This window comes from Achromobacter sp. (genome assembly GCF_057314935.1).
The window spans coordinates 1-17663 of record NZ_DBHKZA010000060.1; the positions used below are offsets into that span (position 1 = coordinate 1).

Annotated in this window: 17 protein-coding genes and 1 pseudogene; 4 read left to right on the forward strand and 14 right to left on the reverse strand. The window is 64.9% G+C overall.

The window, feature by feature from the left end:
• The 3 genes and pseudogenes from ACO6D5_RS20715 to ACO6D5_RS20725 all read right to left on the reverse strand — a co-directional run.
• Nucleotides 1-605 (reverse strand): annotated as a pseudogene (locus tag ACO6D5_RS20715) (GGDEF domain-containing protein); the annotation flags it as partial.
• Between the two features lie 70 nt (nt 606-675).
• A complete protein-coding gene (locus ACO6D5_RS20720; RefSeq protein ID WP_315131040.1) occupies nt 676-1602 on the reverse strand; it encodes an SPFH domain-containing protein in 927 nt (308 codons plus the stop codon).
• A 90-nt stretch (nt 1603-1692) separates the two neighbouring features.
• The gene (locus ACO6D5_RS20725; protein ID WP_315847487.1) at nt 1693-2130 is read right to left on the reverse strand and encodes an NfeD family protein; all 438 of its coding nucleotides are present in this window, start codon (nt 2128-2130) and stop codon (nt 1693-1695) included.
• A 169-nt stretch (nt 2131-2299) separates the two neighbouring features.
• Here ACO6D5_RS20725 and ACO6D5_RS20730 point away from each other — a divergent pair, with 169 nt between their 5' ends.
• A complete protein-coding gene (locus ACO6D5_RS20730) occupies nt 2300-3037 on the forward strand; it encodes a glutamine amidotransferase (RefSeq protein ID WP_485826404.1) in 738 nt (245 codons plus the stop codon).
• A 101-nt stretch (nt 3038-3138) separates the two neighbouring features.
• Complete coding sequence (locus ACO6D5_RS20735) at nt 3139-3984, forward strand: bifunctional transcriptional activator/DNA repair enzyme AdaA (RefSeq protein ID WP_485826405.1); 846 nt, start codon at nt 3139-3141, stop codon at nt 3982-3984.
• Nucleotides 3985-4009: 25 nt separating this feature from the next.
• Here the strand turns inward: ACO6D5_RS20735 and ACO6D5_RS20740 are convergent, their stop codons facing one another.
• A complete protein-coding gene (locus ACO6D5_RS20740) occupies nt 4010-4801 on the reverse strand; it encodes an alpha/beta fold hydrolase (protein WP_485826406.1) in 792 nt (263 codons plus the stop codon).
• 116 nt (nt 4802-4917) lie between these two features.
• Here ACO6D5_RS20740 and ACO6D5_RS20745 point away from each other — a divergent pair, with 116 nt between their 5' ends.
• The gene (locus ACO6D5_RS20745; RefSeq protein WP_485826407.1) at nt 4918-5703 is read left to right on the forward strand and encodes an AraC family transcriptional regulator; all 786 of its coding nucleotides are present in this window, start codon (nt 4918-4920) and stop codon (nt 5701-5703) included.
• Between the two features lie 98 nt (nt 5704-5801).
• Here ACO6D5_RS20745 and ppsA read toward each other — a convergent pair whose 3' ends face one another.
• Complete coding sequence (ppsA, locus tag ACO6D5_RS20750) at nt 5802-8165, reverse strand: phosphoenolpyruvate synthase (RefSeq protein ID WP_485826408.1); 2364 nt, start codon at nt 8163-8165, stop codon at nt 5802-5804.
• Between the two features lie 180 nt (nt 8166-8345).
• On the opposite strand from ppsA, the gene ppsR reads away from it, so the two are divergent.
• Nucleotides 8346-9173, forward strand: coding sequence for a posphoenolpyruvate synthetase regulatory kinase/phosphorylase PpsR (gene ppsR / locus ACO6D5_RS20755; RefSeq protein WP_006223423.1), 828 nt, complete (start codon nt 8346-8348; stop codon nt 9171-9173).
• 75 nt (nt 9174-9248) lie between these two features.
• On the opposite strand, the gene ACO6D5_RS20760 is transcribed toward ppsR, so the two are convergent.
• The 9 genes from ACO6D5_RS20760 to bamA form a co-directional block, all read right to left on the reverse strand.
• Complete coding sequence (locus ACO6D5_RS20760) at nt 9249-9641, reverse strand: hypothetical protein (protein ID WP_315846404.1); 393 nt, start codon at nt 9639-9641, stop codon at nt 9249-9251.
• Nucleotides 9638-10423, reverse strand: coding sequence for a TrmH family RNA methyltransferase (locus tag ACO6D5_RS20765; protein ID WP_485826409.1), 786 nt, complete (start codon nt 10421-10423; stop codon nt 9638-9640). Before ACO6D5_RS20765 ends, ACO6D5_RS20760 begins: the two co-directional genes overlap by 4 nt.
• Entirely contained in the window at nt 10420-11028 is a 609-nt protein-coding gene (rnhB, locus tag ACO6D5_RS20770) for a ribonuclease HII (protein WP_006223426.1), read from the reverse strand. Before rnhB ends, ACO6D5_RS20765 begins: the two co-directional genes overlap by 4 nt.
• Nucleotides 11015-12211: a lipid-A-disaccharide synthase gene (gene lpxB / locus ACO6D5_RS20775; protein WP_315846402.1), complete on the reverse strand. Its 1197-nt coding sequence runs from the start codon at nt 12209-12211 to the stop codon at nt 11015-11017. The genes rnhB and lpxB overlap by 14 nt, the downstream gene beginning before the upstream one ends.
• The gene (gene lpxA, locus ACO6D5_RS20780; RefSeq protein WP_315846401.1) at nt 12208-13002 is read right to left on the reverse strand and encodes an acyl-ACP--UDP-N-acetylglucosamine O-acyltransferase; all 795 of its coding nucleotides are present in this window, start codon (nt 13000-13002) and stop codon (nt 12208-12210) included. Before lpxA ends, lpxB begins: the two co-directional genes overlap by 4 nt.
• Nucleotides 13003-13458: a 3-hydroxyacyl-ACP dehydratase FabZ gene (fabZ, locus tag ACO6D5_RS20785; RefSeq protein ID WP_006223429.1), complete on the reverse strand. Its 456-nt coding sequence runs from the start codon at nt 13456-13458 to the stop codon at nt 13003-13005.
• A 67-nt stretch (nt 13459-13525) separates the two neighbouring features.
• Nucleotides 13526-14623: a UDP-3-O-(3-hydroxymyristoyl)glucosamine N-acyltransferase gene (gene lpxD / locus ACO6D5_RS20790; RefSeq protein ID WP_315846400.1), complete on the reverse strand. Its 1098-nt coding sequence runs from the start codon at nt 14621-14623 to the stop codon at nt 13526-13528.
• Between the two features lie 17 nt (nt 14624-14640).
• Nucleotides 14641-15201 carry an OmpH/Skp family outer membrane protein gene (locus ACO6D5_RS20795; RefSeq protein ID WP_006223431.1) on the reverse strand — a complete coding sequence of 187 codons (561 nt, stop codon included), beginning with the start codon at nt 15199-15201 and terminating at the stop codon, nt 14641-14643.
• 109 nt (nt 15202-15310) lie between these two features.
• Nucleotides 15311-17644 carry an outer membrane protein assembly factor BamA gene (gene bamA / locus ACO6D5_RS20800; protein ID WP_485826410.1) on the reverse strand — a complete coding sequence of 778 codons (2334 nt, stop codon included), beginning with the start codon at nt 17642-17644 and terminating at the stop codon, nt 15311-15313.
• Between the last annotated feature and the right edge of the window lie 19 nt (nt 17645-17663).

Sequence of the window (17663 nt, forward strand, 5' to 3'; positions counted from 1 at the left end):
TCCGCCAGCATGCGGTCGTGGATGATCATGATGGTGCCCAGCGTCAGGCAAGGCATCACCAGCACGCCCAGCGTCAGATAGGCGATGTTCCAGACACTGGGCTCCATCAAGGCTTGCGGGGGCACCAGGTTCAGGATGTGGGCGCCGGCCCGCACGGCGCAGACCATGGCGGACACCATCGCCACCGCCCACACGAAGCGGTAGCTGTAGCGCGAGCGGTGCGCCGGCATGTTGCGCTGGACGGTGACGGCCACGGCCAGCAGGAATCCCATCTGCAGCAGCGACATCGCGATGATGCGCGGCCCGACCCGCCAATCCACATAGGTGTAGGCCAGCAACACCACCAGGGTCATCAGGCAGCCGACCGTCATCAGATGCCGCGGCACGCTCAGGCCCATCAACCGCCGCACGCCCGAGTAGTAGGAATACAGCGCCAGCGCGATGGCCGAGTTCGGCACCACGATCGACAGCCACCAAGGCGCCGACGTGTTCTGCAGGCCAAATGTGAAAAACGCCAACAGCGTGAGCAAGTTGGCGCGTATGGCTTCATTGATCCCCGCCATGCCGCTGCGCGCCAGGGACCCCAGCACACACAAGGAAAGCACTCCCGCCAGGCCTGCTATCAAAAGCAAATTAACGGGAGCGATCATGGCCGGGGCGCCGCAGGGCGCAGTATCAGGTGTTGCGCGTGGACTTCACAATGGTCATGGCGGAGGCGATCATGCCGCCCACGTCCGACATGTTGGCCGGCAGGATCAGCGTGTTGCCTTCCTTGGCCACGTTGCTGAACGCCTCGACGTAGCGCTCGGCCACCTTCAGGTTGACGGCTTCCATGCCGCCCGGCTGGCGCACGGCATCGGCGACTTGCGTGATGGCCTTGGCGGTGGCTTCCGCAATCGCCAGCACGGCGGCGGCCTCGCCCTGCGCCTGGTTGATCTGGGCCTGCTTTTCGCCTTCGGAACGGGCGATGGCGGCTTCGCGCTCGCCGGTGGCGATGTTGATCTGTTCCTGGCGGCGGCCTTCGGACGCGGCGATCAGCGCGCGCTTTTCACGTTCGGCGGTGATCTGCGCCTGCATCGAGCGCAGGATCTCGTTGGGCGGCGTCAAATCCTTGATCTCGTAGCGCAGCACCTTCACGCCCCAGTTCAGGGCGGCTTCGTCCAGCGACGACACGATGTTGCTGTTGATGGAATCGCGCTCTTCAAAGGTGCGATCCAGTTCCATCTTGCCGATGACCGAACGCAACGTGGTCTGTGCCAGCTGCGTGATCGCCGAAATGTAGTTCGACGAACCGTAGGACGCGCGCATCGGGTCCGTCACCTGGAAGTACAGCACGCCGTCGACCTGCAATTGCGTGTTGTCACGCGTGATGCAGACCTGGCTGGGGACGTCCAGCGGGATTTCCTTGAGCGAATGCTTGTACGACACGCGCTCGATGAACGGGATGACGAAGCCTGCTCCGGGCGACAGCACGCGGTCGAATTTGCCCAGGCGCTCGACTACCCAGGCGTGCTGCTGGGGCACGATGGCGATCGACTTGATGACGATCAGGATCGCCAGCGCGACGACGACGAGCAGGACGATAGTGGAAGTATCGATCATGATGTAAAGCCTCTCCTGGAGTAAGTGCGAGGGCGTCCCTGCCTGGCGGCAACGGCGCCTGCTGCGGGCTGCGCGTGGCGCAAGCCGGTTCTACTGTGCCGAACCCGGCGTGCCCCGCGGGGTCAGCACCAGAGTCGAACCGCGCAGTTCGGTAATGATGTGTTCGCCGGCGCGCGGGGCTTGGCCGCGGGCAAGCTCGGCCTGCCAGTGGGCGCCGCGGTACCAGACGCGCGCCGTGCCCTGTTCGGACCAGGCTTCCACGGTCACCGTCTGCCCGATGTCCAGATTGACGTCGGCATTGCGGGCCGAATTGACCTCGCGCTTTTTCAGGACACGCGTCTTGCGCAGCAGCAACAGGCCCAGCAGCAGCACGACGCCGCAAGCCACGAGCTGCCATTCCAGGCCCGAGCCCAGCCAGGCGGCGACGCCCCCGGCCGCCAATCCCAGGGCGACCAGCAGCAAATAGAAGGTACCCGTCGCCAGTTCCCCGATAAGGGCCAGCGCGGCCAGTCCCAGCCAGATCCACATAGTCTTAAGGTCGCCTGAAAGGATGAGTCGTGAGCGGATTGTACGTATTTCCGGGATGCAGCGGGGTGGGATGCCGCGCTCACGAATATTTGCACTGGATTATGATGCGCATTGATGCCCTGATCCCATCCGGATCGCCGGCGTCCGCCCTTACCACGCACAAGCTTCCATGACCGCTGCAATATCCTCTGCCCTACCCGTCCTGATCCTGCACACCGGCGATCCGGACGACACGCTTAAAAGCCAGTTCGGCGGCTATGCCGAACAATTGGCGAAAGCGGCTGGCCTGCCCGCCGACGCCATCGAAGTCGTGGCCGTGCACGAGGGCCAGCGCCCGCAAGCCCCCGCCCGCTACCGTGCCGCGCTGATCACCGGATCGCCCGCCATGGTCACGGACAAGGAATCCTGGAGCGAGGACACCGCCGCCTGGCTGCGCGACGCCGCGGCCGCGGACCTGCCGATGTTCGGCGTGTGCTACGGCCACCAGTTGCTGGCGCACGCGCTGGGCGGCAAGGTGGGCTACAACCCCGCGGGACGCGAAGTCGGCACGCAAACGGTCGAACTGCTGCCCCCCGCCGCCGGCGACAAATTGCTGGCCGGCCTGCCGCCCACCTTCCCCGCGCAGATGCTGCACGCCCAGACCGTCCTGCAGCCGCCGCCGGGCTCGGCCGTGCTGGCGCGGTCGGATCTGGACGAGCACCAGATGATCCGCATCGGCCGCAACGTGTTTTCGACCCAGTTCCACCCCGAATTCGGCCCGGACTTCGTGCGCGCCCACCTGGAGCGCTACGGCCGCCGCTACGCCGCCGAAAACCTCGACATTCCCGACCTGTCGGCCAACGTCCGCGCGACCCCCGTGGCGGGCGGGTTGCTGCGCCGGTTCCTGGATGTGTACGCGCCTGCCTGAGCAGCGCCTTCCCGCGCGCAACATCCGGAGTGCGGCGTCCCGGCGCCTTTGAGACCATGGGGTCATCGCGCATCTGATCATGCGCACGTCAGGAGTCCCGAATGAGCCCAGCCGCCGCCCCCTTGAGCAAACAGCACGCCGCCGCCGTCGAGCGAGCCTGCCGCGCCCTGGAGGCCGAGCAGCCGCCCGACCTGTCCACGCTGGCCGAACAGGCCGGCATGAGCCGCTTTCATTTCCACCGCGTCTTCAAGGCCGCCACGGGCATCACGCCCAAGGCCTACGCCAATGCTTTGCGCGCCAGCCGCGCACGCCAGCAGCTCAAGCAAAGCGCCAGCGTCACCGACGCCATGTATGACGCCGGCTTCAATTCCAGCGGCCGGTTCTACGAAGCCGCGCCGGCCATCCTGGGCATGACGCCCACGGCCTTCCGCAAGGACGGCGAAGGCGTGGAGATCCGCTTCGCGGTGGCCCAATGTTCGCTCGGCGCGCTGCTGGTCGCGGCCAGCAGCACCGGCATCTGCGAGATCGCGCTGGACGCCGATCCCGAACAACTGGTCCACAACCTGCAAGATCGCTTCAAGGCCGCCCGGCTGATCGGCGCGGATACGGAGTTCGAAGCGTGGGTGGCCGCTGTGGTGGGTTTTGTGGAAGACCCGTCCCGCGGCCTGGACCTGCCGCTGGACGTGCGCGGCACCGCATTCCAGCGCCGCGTCTGGGAGGCCCTGCGCGACATTCCGGCCGGCGCGACCGCTACCTACACCGACATTGCCGAACGCATCGGTTCACCACGCGCCGTGCGCGCCGTGGCCCGTGCCTGCGCCACCAACAACATCGCGCTTGCCATTCCCTGCCATCGCGTGGTGCGCACCGACGGGTCGCTGGCCGGTTATCGGTGGGGCATCGACCGCAAACGCGCCCTGCTGGCCCGGGAAGCGCAAGCCGCCTGAACCGCCGCAAGCCTGTCGTGCCTCATCATGACGCGCTTGGGACACGCGCATCGGCGCGTTCCTCAAGGGCGGCCAGGAACGTCTCGATCGCGGCGGCCAGGGCAAGCGGCGTCTCGTTCATGGGGTAGTGGCCGGCCGCCTCCAGCACCTCAAGACTGGCAAGCCGATAGCGGCGCAGATAGGTGTCGGCCATCAACGCCGCGTTGAACGTGGGGTCGTGTTTGCCCACCAGCACCTTCACGGGATGCTTGCCCGCGATCTCGCCGCTGAAGTCCGTATCGGCCCACGCGCGCAGGTACGCGCCAAAGGCGTTGGGCAAAGCACACCCCGCCGAGTAGGCGGCCTTCCATTCGACCCAGGCCGGCGGCAATCGGCCGCCGGTGCTGCGGTCGATGATGGCGCGGCGAAGATCGGCGCGATCGGCGGCGCCTTCGAGCAACTGCCGCGTGGCCGTGTCGTAGCGTATGCCGCCACAAGGGACGGGTGCGATCGCGACCAGGCCCCGCACCCGGGCGGGAGCCAAAGCGGCGATGCGTTCGATCGCCATGCCGCCCATCGAATGGCCCATCAGGCTGAAGGTGCGCCATCCCAGTTCGTCGGCCAGCGCCAGCGCGTCCAGGGCGATCTCGTCGATCGTGTAGGCCCCGGGCACATCCCGCCTGGCGCCGTAGCCCCGGTAATTCATGAACACGTAGCTGTAGGCGTCGCCGGACAGCCAGGGCTCGATCGGCTCGAACGCGTGGGCGTCGCCGAACCAGCCGTGCAAAACGAGGACGGCGCGAGGGCCTGTCCCCACGCGATGAAAGGGTTTGCGCATGGCGCCTCCGATGCTGTTGAAAGCCGCCGTGCGTTGGACGACGGCTGGCCGGGATCGTAAGCGCGCTTGAGGCGGCCCGCCTTCGCTATCAGGCTATAAGTTGTAGAATTTGGGCCATGCGCAACACGCTGCTTGACCCTTTCGAAGACATCCCGCGCGGCGTGGTCGTAACCGCGAACGACTACGCGGCCGGCTCGACGTTTCCAATGCACGCGCATCGGCGCGGCCAGTTCGCTTTTGCTTCCCGTGGCGCGATCAGCGTTGCCACGCCTGAAGGCCGGTGGCTCGTGCCCCCCCGGCGGGCGTGCTGGCTGCCCGCCGGCATGGCACACGAAATGACCATGTCGGGGCAAGTCACGATGCTCAATGCGTTCGTGTCGCCGGGCGACGCGGATGCGGCGCAAATGCCCGCCCATTGCTGTGTTTACGGAGTTTCGCCGCTGCTCAGGCATTTGCTGGAAGAGGCCATCGATCTGCCGGCGATGTACGACGTCCAGGGGCGGGCCGGCAAGCTGATGGCGATGCTGGTGGCGGAAATCGCGTTCATGCCGCGCCTTTCGCTGCATGCGCCGCTGCCGCAGGACCCTCGCCTGGCCCGGGCATGCCGGCAGTTGTTCGATGCGCCCTCGGTGGCGGTCGGCCTGGATGCGCTGGCCGACCACGCTGGCATGAGCCGGCGCACCTTCACCCGCCTTTTCCGTGAGCAGACCGGCGTGAGCGTCGCCGCATGGCGCCAGCAGGTTTGCCTGCTCGCCGCCATCGAACGCTTGAGCCGGGGCCAGGCCGTGACCCGGGTCGCGCTGGACCTGGGCTATGCCAGCCCGAGCGCGTTCGCCTCCGCGTTCCGCCGGACCCTCGGCCAAACACCGACCCAGTACATGGAAGTGCATCGGACGGCGTAACCCCCCTCGCCCGCCCCGTCCGATCGGCCTGCCCTGGCCGCAAAAAAATGCCCCGCATCGTTTCCGATGCGGGGCATTTTCGATCAGCCAGCCAATCGTTACTTGGCCAGACGCTGCCAGGTGTCGACAACCGTGTCCGGGTTGAGCGACATCGACAGGATGCCTTCGTCCTTCAGCCATTGCGCGAAGTCGGGGTGGTCGCTGGGGCCTTGGCCGCAGATGCCCACGTACTTGTTGGCGGCCAGGCAAGCCTTGATCGCGCGGCGCAGCATGAACTTGACGGCTTCGTCGCGTTCGTCGAAGTCGGCAGCCAGCAGTTCCATGCCCGAGTCGCGGTCCAGACCCAGCGTCAGCTGCGTCATGTCGTTGGAACCGATCGAGAAGCCGTCGAAGAATTGCAGGAATTCATCGGCCAGAATGGCGTTGGACGGCACCTCGCACATCATGATCAGCTTCAGGCCGTTCTCGCCGCGCGCCAGGCCGTGCTTGGCCAGCAGGTTGACGACCTTTTCCGCCTGACCCACGGTGCGCACGAACGGCACCATGATCTCGACGTTGGTCAGGCCCATGTCGTCGCGCACCTTCTTCAGCGCTTCGCATTCCATGCGGAAGCACTCGGCGAAGTCTTCGGCGATGTAGCGCGATGCGCCGCGGAAGCCCAGCATGGGATTCTCTTCCTCGGGCTCGTAGCGCGAACCGCCGACCAGCTTGCGGTATTCGTTGGACTTGAAGTCCGACATGCGCACGATCACGGGTTTCGGGTAGAAGGCGGCGGCAATCGTCGCCACGCCTTCGGCCATCTTCTCGACGAAGAATGCGCGCGGGCTGGCATGGCCGCGAGCCGCCGATTCCACGGCCTTCTTCAGTTCACCGTCCACATTCGGGTAGTCCAGGACCGCCTTCGGGTGGATGCCGATGTTGTTGTTGATGATGAATTCCAGGCGGGCCAGGCCCACGCCGCTGTTCGGGATCTGCGCGAAGTCGAACGCCAGCTGCGGGTTGCCCACGTTCATCATGATCTTCAGATCGATGGCGGGCATGTCGCCACGGCGGACTTCTTCCACTTCGGTTTCGATCAGGCCATCATAGATGCGGCCTTCGTCGCCTTCCGCGCAAGACACGGTCACGGCCTGGCCTTCCTTCAACAGGTCGGTGGCGTTGCCGCAACCGACGACAGCCGGAATACCCAGTTCACGCGCGATGATCGCCGCGTGGCAGGTACGGCCGCCGCGGTTCGTGACGATGGCCGCGGCGCGCTTCATCACGGGTTCCCAGTTGGGGTCCGTCATGTCGGTGACCAGCACGTCGCCCGGCTGGACCTTGTCCATGTCCGAGATGTCGCCCACGACGCGGACGGGGCCGGCGCCGATCTTCTGGCCGATCGCGCGGCCGGTGATCAGGACCTGGCCGGTGGCCTTCAAGCGGTAGCGCTGCTGCACGTCGTTGGCGCCCTGCTGCGACTTCACCGTTTCCGGACGCGCTTGCAGGATGTAGATCTTGCCGTCGACGCCGTCGCGGCCCCACTCGATGTCCATCGGGCGCTTGTAGTGCTTTTCGATGATGACGGCGTAGCGGGCCAGTTCATTGACCTCGTCGTCGGTCAGCGAGTAGCGGTTGCGCTCGGACACCGGCACGTCGACGGTGCGCACGGCACGGCCTTCGGGACGCTCGGGGTCGAATTCCATCTTGATCAGCTTGGAGCCGATACGGCGGCCGACGATCGGGTAGTGGCCCTGGGCCAGCGTCGGCTTGAAGACGTAGAACTCGTCGGGGTTGACCGCGCCTTGCACGACGGTTTCGCCCAGGCCGTAGGACGACGTGATGAACACGACGTCTTCAAAGCCCGATTCGGTGTCGATGGTGAACATGACGCCGGCGCTGCCCTTGTCGGAACGCACCATGCGCTGGATGCCCGCCGATAGTGCGACGTCAGCGTGGGCATAGCCCTTGTGCACGCGATAGGAGATGGCGCGGTCGTTGTACAGCGACGCGAACACGTGGCGGATCTTGTCCAGCACGTCGTCGATGCCGACGACGTTCAGGAAGGTTTCCTGCTGGCCGGCGAACGAGGCGTCGGGCAGGTCTTCGGCCGTGGCGGACGAACGCACGGCGAACGAGCCCTTGCCGTCAGCGTCGAGCTTGGCGAAGGCTTCACGGATCTGGGCTTCGAACTCGGGCGAGAACGGGGCTTCGACCAGCCATTGGCGGATTTCCGCGCCGGCGTTGGCCAGTTCGCGGACATCTTCGGGGTTCAGCGTGGTCAGGCGTTCAGCGATGCGCTTGTCCAGGCCCGAGGCCTTCAGGAAGTCGCGGAAGGCGTCAGCGGTCGTGGCAAAGCCGCCCGGCACGCGGACACCCGCGCCAGACAGCTGGCTGATCATTTCGCCTAGTGATGCGTTCTTGCCTCCTACCGAGTCCACGTCCGTCATGCGGAGCTGCTCGAACAAAACAACGTACGACATTGAAGTCACCTTTTACAATGGAATGAAAGCGAGTTTGGTCAATGCATGAATCGGCGTATGAAATCGCCTATCCAAACGCTGACCAAACTGGCCTTGGACCGCCCTTGGGGTGACTTATAGGGGCCTGATTGTACTCGGTGGAGTACCCTCGGCTATCTGACTGGTTGGAATTTTTTACACATGACATCTACCCCGATCGTACGCACGGTATACATCGTTTCCGACAGTACCGGCATCACCGCTGAGACGTTCAGCCAGTCGGTGCTTTCCCAGTTCGAAGAGGTCGATTTCAAGCCGATCCGCCTGCCCTTCGTCGATACCCTGGAGAAAGCGGCCGAGGTCGCCATGCGCATCGACCGCAGCGCCCTGGAAGCCGGTGTACCCCCCATCGTGTTCAGCACGCTGGTCAACCCCGAGATCCTGGCCCGCGTTCGCCAGGCGAACGGGATTTTCATGGACCTGTTCGGCACCTTCGTCAGCCATATCGAGCAGGCGCTGGGCCTGAAGTCCAGCCATTCCATCGGCCGTTCGCACATGCAGGCCAATTCGGAAAAATACCGCAACCGGATCGACGCCATCAACTTCAGCCTGGCGCACGACGACGGCCAGTTCGTGAACCAGCTGGATCAGGCCGACGTGATCCTGGTCGGCGTGTCCCGCTGCGGCAAGACGCCGACCAGCCTCTACCTGGCCATGCAATACGCGATCAAGGCGGCCAATTTCCCGCTGACTCCCGATGATTTCGAGCGTGGCACCCTGCCCTCGACCATTGCGCCGCACCGCGCCAAGCTGTTTGGCCTGTCCATCCAGCCCGAGCGCCTGGCCGAAGTCCGCAACGAACGCCGCCCCAACAGCCGCTACGCGCAGTTGGAGCAGTGCCGCTACGAGGTCGCTGAGGCCGAGCGCATGATGCGCCGCGAGGGGATTTCCTGGCTGTCCAGCACCACCAAGTCGATCGAGGAAATCGCGACGACGGTATTGCAGGAAGTGGGGCTGGACCGGGGCTGACGCCTCGTCCGCGCCCGCGTCCGGGCGCCGCACATGAAAAAAGGGCCGCATAAGAAGCGGCCCTTTTTCATTTGTTCACTGGCGCTGGGAGAATGGCAGCACGACCGGCTTGCTGAGCGGCATGAACACGCTACCGCTGGGCAAATAAAAACCCAGCAGCTTGCCCGAAGACGCCACGAGATAGGCGTCCGAGCCGCCGCGTTTGCCGACCCGCAGCGGTTCGCCCAGCGGCCGATAGACATCCCCCTGCACCAAGGCCCCGACTCGCCGCCAGCGCGAGCCCTCGGGCAATGTATGGGCCTCGCCGTCGGGCGCATGGGCCACGACGTCGCGCGACAATTGCGACACGCTGGACGCTTCGCTAGCCACGACCGGCACGAATACGGCGCTCACCGGCGAATTCGAGGCGCAGGCGCCCAGCAACGCCGCCAGGCAAGCAGCCGGAACCAGTGAACCAAACGCTTTCATGCCCGCTCTCCCAACGCTTGCCGCCGTTGCTCGAACAAGCAGATGGCGGCCGCCGCACCGACGTTCAAGGACTCCACCGCCACGGCATCATGGGGAATCCAGACTTTCAGTTTCGCCGCGTCCAGCAACGCCGGCGCAACGCCTTGCCCTTCATGGCCGAACACCCAGGCGCATTGCGCGGGCAACCGCCCGGCATACAGGTTCCGGGCGCCGTCCAGCGCAGTGGCCACCAGCGGCACCCGCAGCCGCGGCAGCAAGGCGGCAAGATCGACGTGCTCGTGGATCGCCAGGGCAAAATGCGCGCCCTGGCCGCTACGCAACACCTTGGGCGACCAGGCTGCGGCGGTGCCGGTGGCCAGGAACACCCGTTTGACGCCGGCTGCCGCGCAAGTGCGCAGCAGCGTGCCGACGTTGCCCGGATCCTGGATGCGGTCGAACAGCACGCAGTTTTCTTCCACCGCGGCCGGCAGCTCCAGCGTTGGAGGCGTCACCAGGAAGGCGACGCCCTGCCCGCTTTCCACGCTGGCCACCGACTGCATCAACCGGGCGTCCAGCGCCAGGCAACGCGAATCGGGGACGGCTGCCGCCAGTGCGGCGATATCGGGTTGGGACAGGCGGTCAACGTCGAAGACGGCCTGATCGGGCGCGCCATGATGCTGCAGCCAGGCCTGGCACAGGTGCACCCCGTCCAGCAGCACCGGCGCGCCGCGCTTGCCCGCCATGCCCGCCAACTTGGCCAGCGCCTTGACCGCGGGGTTGTCGCGGGAACTGATGTGCTTCATGAGACCAGGCCGAAGGCCTTGATGGGAGCGAAACTGCGGCGATGCTCGGCGCAGGGCCCGTGTTCGCGCAGCAACTGCAGATGCAACGCCGTGCCGTACCCCTTGTGCTGGTCGAACGCGTATTGCGGATACAGCGCGTGCAGGCGCATCAGGTCGGCGTCGCGCGCGGTTTTGGCCAAAATGGACGCAGCGGAAATCGCCGGCACCAGGGCGTCACCCTTGATGACGGTCTGCACCGTGCAAGCCAGCTTGGGCGCCTGATTGCCGTCCACCAGCGCCAGTTGCGCCGGCATGGACAAGCCCTGGACGGCCCGCTGCATCGCCAGCATGGTGGCGCGCAGGATATTCAGGGAATCGATCTCGCCCACGCTGGCGCTGGCCACGCACCAGGCCAACGCGCGCTCCTGGATCTGCAACGCCAGCGCTTCGCGCCGGGCGGCCTTCAGCACTTTCGAGTCCGCCAACCCCTCGATCGGCCGATCCGGGTCCAGAATGACCGCCGCCGCGTAAACGGCGCCGGCCAACGGACCGCGGCCCGCCTCGTCGACGCCGGCCGTCAGCATTGCAGGCTGTTCAGGGGCCGCAAACAGGTCAGGCTGCTCCACCGGCCACCTCCAGGATCGCCTGTGCGGCCAGGGCTGGCGTGTCGCGCAGCAACTCCTGGTGCATGGCGGTGAAGCGGGCCTCGACGCGCGCGATCAGCGCTTCGTCGGTCAGCGACGCCCACGTCGCCTCGGCCAGCTTTTCGGGCGTGGCGTCGTCCTGCAGCAGCTCGGGCACCGCGAAATCGCGCAACAGCACGTTCGGCAACCCCACCCAAGGCAGGTACGGCCGCTGCTGCCCGGACTTCCACGACATGATCCGGCGCATCCAGGGCGACAGCACGTAGGAAATCACCATCGGCCGCTTGTAGAGCGCCGTCTCCAGCGTCGCCGTGCCGCTGGCCACGAGCACCGCATTGGCGGCCTCCATGACCGACCACGCCACCGGCGCCTTGCGGTCGCCGCCCGCACCGTGCAGATCATCCGCGGTTATGCAGCGCAGTCCCGGCACGGGGTGCTCGGCCAGGATGGCCTGGAATTCCGCGCGCCGCTGGTCGTTGACCATGGGCACGACGCATTGCAGGGCCGGATCCTTTTTCAGCAGTTGCTGCGCCGCCTGCAGGAAACGGGGCGCCAACAGCCGGATCTCCGACGAGCGGCTACCGGGCAGAATCGCCAGCACGCGGGCGCTCTGGTCGATGCCCAGCCGCGCGCGCGCCGCAGCGCGGTCCGGCTCCATCGGAATGGCGCCTGCCAGCGGATGGCCCACATACGTGACCGGAATGCCTTCCTTGCGGTAGATCTCTTCCTCGAACGGGAACAGCACCAGCATGTGCGACACCGATTCGCGGATCTTGTGGATGCGTTCGTAGCGCCAGGCCCAGATGGAGGGTCCGACGAAATGCACGGTAGGCGTGCCTGCCAGACGCAGCTGATGCTCCAGCCTGAGGTTGAAATCGGGCGCGTCGATGCCGACGAAAACGGCGGGCGGTTCCGCCAGCCAGCGGCGTTTGACGTCGCGATAGGTACCCAGCAGGCTGGGCAGGCGCTTCAAGGCATCGACGTAGCCGAACACCGTCAGGGCATGCATGGGATGCCAGGCATCGAATTCGCGGGCCTGCATCTGCGGCCCGCCGATGCCTTCGCAACGGACGCCGGGATCGCGCGCTTGCAGACCGGCAATGATACGACCGGCCAGCAAGTCGCCCGAAGGCTCGCCGGCCACCATGCCGATCCGCGTGCTCATGGACGAATGATGCCGCGCGATGCGACGTCAAGGAATTCGAGCAACGTTTGCAGATGCTCGGCCGCCTCGGGGATTTCCTGCTGGCGCTTGCGCAATTCGGCACGCGCCGCATCCAGCGGCAAACCGCGGCGGAAAATGATCTTGTAGGCTTCGCGCAGGGCGGAAATCATCACCGGGGTAAAACCTCGGCGCTTCAGGCCCTCGACGTTGATGCCCACGGGACGGCAGGGGTTGCCCGCCGCCAGCACGAACGGCGGCGAATCCTGCATCAGCGAGCTATTGCCGCCCGTCATGCTGTGCGCGCCAATGCGCGAGAACTGGTGCACGCCGGTCAGGCCGCCGATGATCGCCCAGTCGCCCACGTGAACGTGGCCGCCCAGCTGCACCGAATTGGCCAGGATCGTGTGGTTGCCGATGTGGCAGTCATGCGCGACGTGCACATAGGCCATGATCCAGTTGTCATTGCCCAGCGTCGTCTCGCCGCCATCCTGCACGGTACCCGTGTTCAGCGTGACGAATTCACGTACCGTGTTGCCGTCGCCGATCGTCAGGCGCGTCTTTTCACCCGCGTACTTCTTGTCCTGCGGCATGCCGCCGATGGAGCAGTAGCGGTAGAAGCGGTTATTGCGCCCGATGGTCGTGACACCGTCGACCATGCAGTACGGGCCGATTTCGCTTCCCGCGCCGATGGTCACATCAGGCCCCACCACCGCGAACGGTCCGATCACGGCACTCGGGTCGATTTTTGCCGCCGGATCCACGACAGCGGTAGGATGGATATGTCCTGCCATTTACTCTTCCAGGCTGCGAATCGCGCACATCAGCTTGGCGGACGCCACTTCCTGTCCGTCGACTGTCGCGCGCGCGGCGTATTTACAGATGCTGCGGCTCAGGCGTTCGGCTTCGACTTCAATGCGCAGCTGGTCACCCGGCACGACGGGGCGGCGGAAACGCGCGCCATCGATGCCGACCAGGTAGTACGCCGTCTTGGAGCCTTCGCACTTCAGCCCGCCGTTCTCGTCCGTAAACGAAAACAAAGCCGAGGCTTGCGCCATGGCTTCCACGATGAGCACGCCCGGCATCACCGGATGGTGAGGAAAGTGACCGTTGAAAAACGGTTCGTTGATCGAGACATTCTTGATGGCGACAATGGACTTGCCTGGCACCATTTCGACGACGCGATCAATCAGCAGCATCGGGTAACGATGCGGCAGCCTCTCCATGATCCCCTTGATGTCGAGTTCCATTTTTCTATGCTTTCCTGCGAAATGAAATAATTTTGGCGCGTGCACGCCAGGGCGGCAACCGCGCGCCCTAGTCTTTTTCCAGCGTCCGCACGCGGCGGCGCAGTTGCGCCAACTGTTGTATCACGGCTGCGTTGCGCTGCCATTCGCCATGCTCCGCATACGGGAACACCCCGGTATAGCGGCCAGGCTTCGAAATGCTGGACGTCACCGCAGTGCCGCCCGATATGTGTACGTCGTCGGCCAGGCTCAGGTGGCCCGACAGCATCGCCGCGCCACCGATGGTGCAGCGTTCGCCGATGGTGGTCGAACCCGCGATTCCGACGCATGCCGCCACGGCGGTATGCGCCCCGATGCGCACGTTGTGCGCCACCATGATCTGGTTGTCCAGCTTGACGCCGTCCGCCACCAGGGTGTCGTCCAGGGCGCCGCGGTCGATCGTGGTATTGGCCCCGATTTCGACGTCGGCGCCGACCGTCACGCCGCCCAGCTGGGGAATCTTGCCCCAGGCGCCCTTGCCCAGCGAGGGGTCCGGCGCAAAGCCGAATCCGTCCGCACCCAGCACGGCGCCACTATGGATGATGGCCCGCGCCCCCACCTTCACGCCTTCATAGAGCGTGACGTGTGCGTGCAACCGGCTTCCCGGCCCGACGGACGAACCGGCGCCGATGACGCAACCTGGCCCCAATACCGTATCGCGGCCGATGCGCGCACCGGCTTCCACGACGCAATTGGGGCCGATACGCACGCCTTCCTCGATCACCGCGTCGGGCGCGACGACCGCCGACGGATGCGTCGCAGCAGGTTCCGCAGGCCGCCGGGCAGCATCGAACCATTGCGCCACACGCGCGTAAAGCAGATAGGGATGTTTACAGACGACCAGCGCGAACGGCGGCCGGGCAGCCCCTTCGGCTTCCAGGGCCTCGGCGACATCAGCGGAGACGATGACCGCCCCAGCCTGCGTCGAGCCGAGCTGGCTCTGGTAGCGGGGGTTCGCCAGGAAAGCGATTTCCTGGCTGCCTGCCGAAGACAGGGTCCCGATGCCGCAGACCCGCAAGGGGTCCGCGCCGGGCGCCGTGCTGATACGCCAGTCCATGCCCTGGGTATTGGCAGCGCTCAACAGTGCTTCAAGTGTCGGCGCGCGGGCAAGATCCAGTAAAACCGGCATAACTCGACGGGTACTGCTTACTTGCCCAGGCTCTGAATCACCTTGTCGGTGATGTCGATGCGCGGGTTGACCGTCACGGCGTCCTGAATGATCAGGTCGTAGCTTTCTTGCTCGGCGATGCGCTTGATGGCCTCGTTGGCCTTCGTCACGATGCCCGAGAATTCTTCATTGCGGCGGCGATTGAAGTCTTCCTGGAATTCGCGGCGCTTGCGCTGCAGGTCGGTATCCAGGTTCGACAGTTCACGCTGGCGCTTGACGCGATCCGACTCCGACAGGACAGGCGCGTCCTTGTCGAACTTTTCGGCTTGCGAACGCAGGCTGTTGTTCAGGCGCTGGAGTTCGTCGTCGCGCTTCTTGAATTCAGCTTCGATCTTGCTTTGCGCCGTCTTCGCCGGGCCCGACTCACGCAGAATCCGCTCGGTGTTGACGAAGCCGATCTTGGTGTTTTGAGCTTGTGCGGGAATCGCAGCAGCCGAACCGAGAATGAGCGCACCCACCAGGGCAATGGAGCCGCCCAGCTTGCCACGGCGCTTGGCACCCGGCGTCTTCGATGATTTAAGTGCGAAATCAGACATCATGAAAATCTCACCTTCCAGTAAGGCAAAGCCAAAGTATGTATTGTGCCACTAAACAGCAAGGGAGCCGGGCCGGTGGGCCCCTCCCTTGTTTTCAAGCGTAACGGCTCGCTTAGAAACCCGTCCCGATCTGGAACTGGAAGCTTTGCTTGTCGTCACCCGCCTTGGAATTGAGCGGACGAGCGTAGGACAACTGCAGCGGTCCCATCGGCGACTGCCACGACAGGCCGATACCGGCCGAGAAGCGCCAGCCGCAAGGATCTTCGACCTCGGTGTTGTTGCGTCCACGGGTGCAGCTCAAGCCGCTGCCCGCCGCCACCTGGCCCGCGTCGCTGAAGATGAACCAGCGCAGCGTGCGGTCCTTCGAGGCGCCCGGGAACGGCAGATACAACTGCGCGTTGGCGATCATGCGGCGCGTGCCGCCCAGATAGTCGCCCGTGAGCGTATCGCGCGGACCCAGCGACGAGCCTTCGTAGCCGCGAACGGTGCCGATACCGCCGGCATAGACGTTCTTGATGATCGGGTAGTTCTTGCTGCCGTAGCTGCGGCCCCAATCCACCATGCCGTTCAAGGCCAGGGTGTAGGAACCGCCCAACGGCACGAAGTACTGCTGCTGGCCGGTCAGCATGGTGTATTGCAGGTCGACCGTGGACACGTCGGCCTTCAGGCGGGTGTAAGAACCCTTGGTCGGCGCCAGCGCGCTGTCGCGCGTGTCGTTGGACCAGCCCGTGCTGAAGATCACCGAATTCGTCGAATCGCCATACTGGCCGACAAAGTCCTTGTAGGCCTGCGGCGAATTCGTGAACAGGTCGATCTGGTTGTGTTCGAAGTTCGCGCCCAGGAAGATACGGTCGTATTCCGAGATCGGAATGCCGAAGTTCATGCCCAGGCCGAGCGCCTTGACGCGATAGTCGCCGTCGTTGTTGTTCCAGGGTTCGGTCACGCGGTAGTACGCGGACGTCGTGCGGCTGATGCCGTCCTTGGTCCAGTACGGATCGGTGTGCGACAGCACGATCGCGCGGTTCGTCTTGCTGGTGTTCAACTGCAGCGTCAGGTTGGTGCCGCTGCCGAAAACGTTGTCTTCACTGATGCCGGCCGACAGAATCGCCTTTTCGGACGAACCGTAGCCCACACCCAGGTTGATCATGCCGGTGGGCTTTTCCTTCACGTCGACGTTGACGTCGACCTGGTCGGGCGAGCCCGGGACCGGATCGGTCTTGACGTTGACGTCGCTGAAGTAGCCCAGGCGATCGACGCGGTCGCGCGAGGTCTTGATGTCCTTGGCGTCGTACCAGGCCGCTTCCTGCTGGCGCATTTCGCGGCGCACGACTTCGTCGCGCGTGCGGGTGTTGCCGCCGATCTGGATGCGGCGCACGTACACGCGGCGGCTCGGATCGACGTAGAACGTCAGGTCGGCTTCGTGCTTGGCGCGGTCCAGCTGCGGGTTCGGGTTGACGTTGGCGAACGCGTAACCCAGTTCACCCAGGTAGTCGGTGATGGCTTTGGCCGAATCGTTCGCCTTGGCGGCCGAGAACGTCTCATTCGGCTTGGTCTGCACCAGCGCGTTGATTTCCTTGTCCAGGCCCAGCAGATTGCCGGCCAGCTTCACGCTGCGGACCTTGTACGGTTCGCCTTCGTGAACGGTGATCGTGATGTTGATGTCCTTGCGGTCCGGCGAGATCGTGACCTGCGGCGGCTCGACCGAGAACTCCAGGTAGCCTTGGTCCAGGTAGAACGAGCGCAGGCGTTCCAGATCGCCCTCGAGCTTTTCGCGCGAATACTTGTCGGTATCGGTGTACCACGTCAGCCAGCCAGGCGTGGTCAGCTTGAACTCGTCCAGCAGATCGCTTTCCGAGAAGGCCTTGTTGCCGACGAAGCGGATTTGCTGAATGCGCGCCACCGAGCCTTCGAACACGTCAAAGCTCACGCCCACGCGGTTACGCGGCAGCGGGGTCACGGTGGAGGTCACTTCAACGCCGTACTTGCCCTTGGACAGGTACTGCTGCTTCAGTTCGTATTCCGCGCGTTCAAGCATCGAGCGGTCGAAAATGCGGCCCTCGGCGAATCCCACCTGCCCGAGCGAGGTGGTGATGGCCTTGGAATCGAATTCGCGCATGCCGTTGAAATTGACGGACGCGATCGTCGGACGTTCCTGCACGACCACGACAACCACGTTGTTGTCCGTCTGGATCTGCACGTCGGTGAAGAAACCCGTGCCGTACAGGCGGCGGATCGCTTCGGTCGCTTCTTCTTCCGTGAACTTCTCGCCGACCTTGACGGGCAGATAGCCGAACACCGTGCCGGCGTCAGTCCGTTGAATACCCTCTACGCGGATATCCCGCACGACAAAAGGGTCGAAGGCTTGGGCCATGGCCGGCAGCAGCAATGCGGCGATCAGACCCGGCAGTACACCCTTTTTGTGATGAAACATCCGGCGAAAAGACATCCTTGAGTATCCTCGGTCG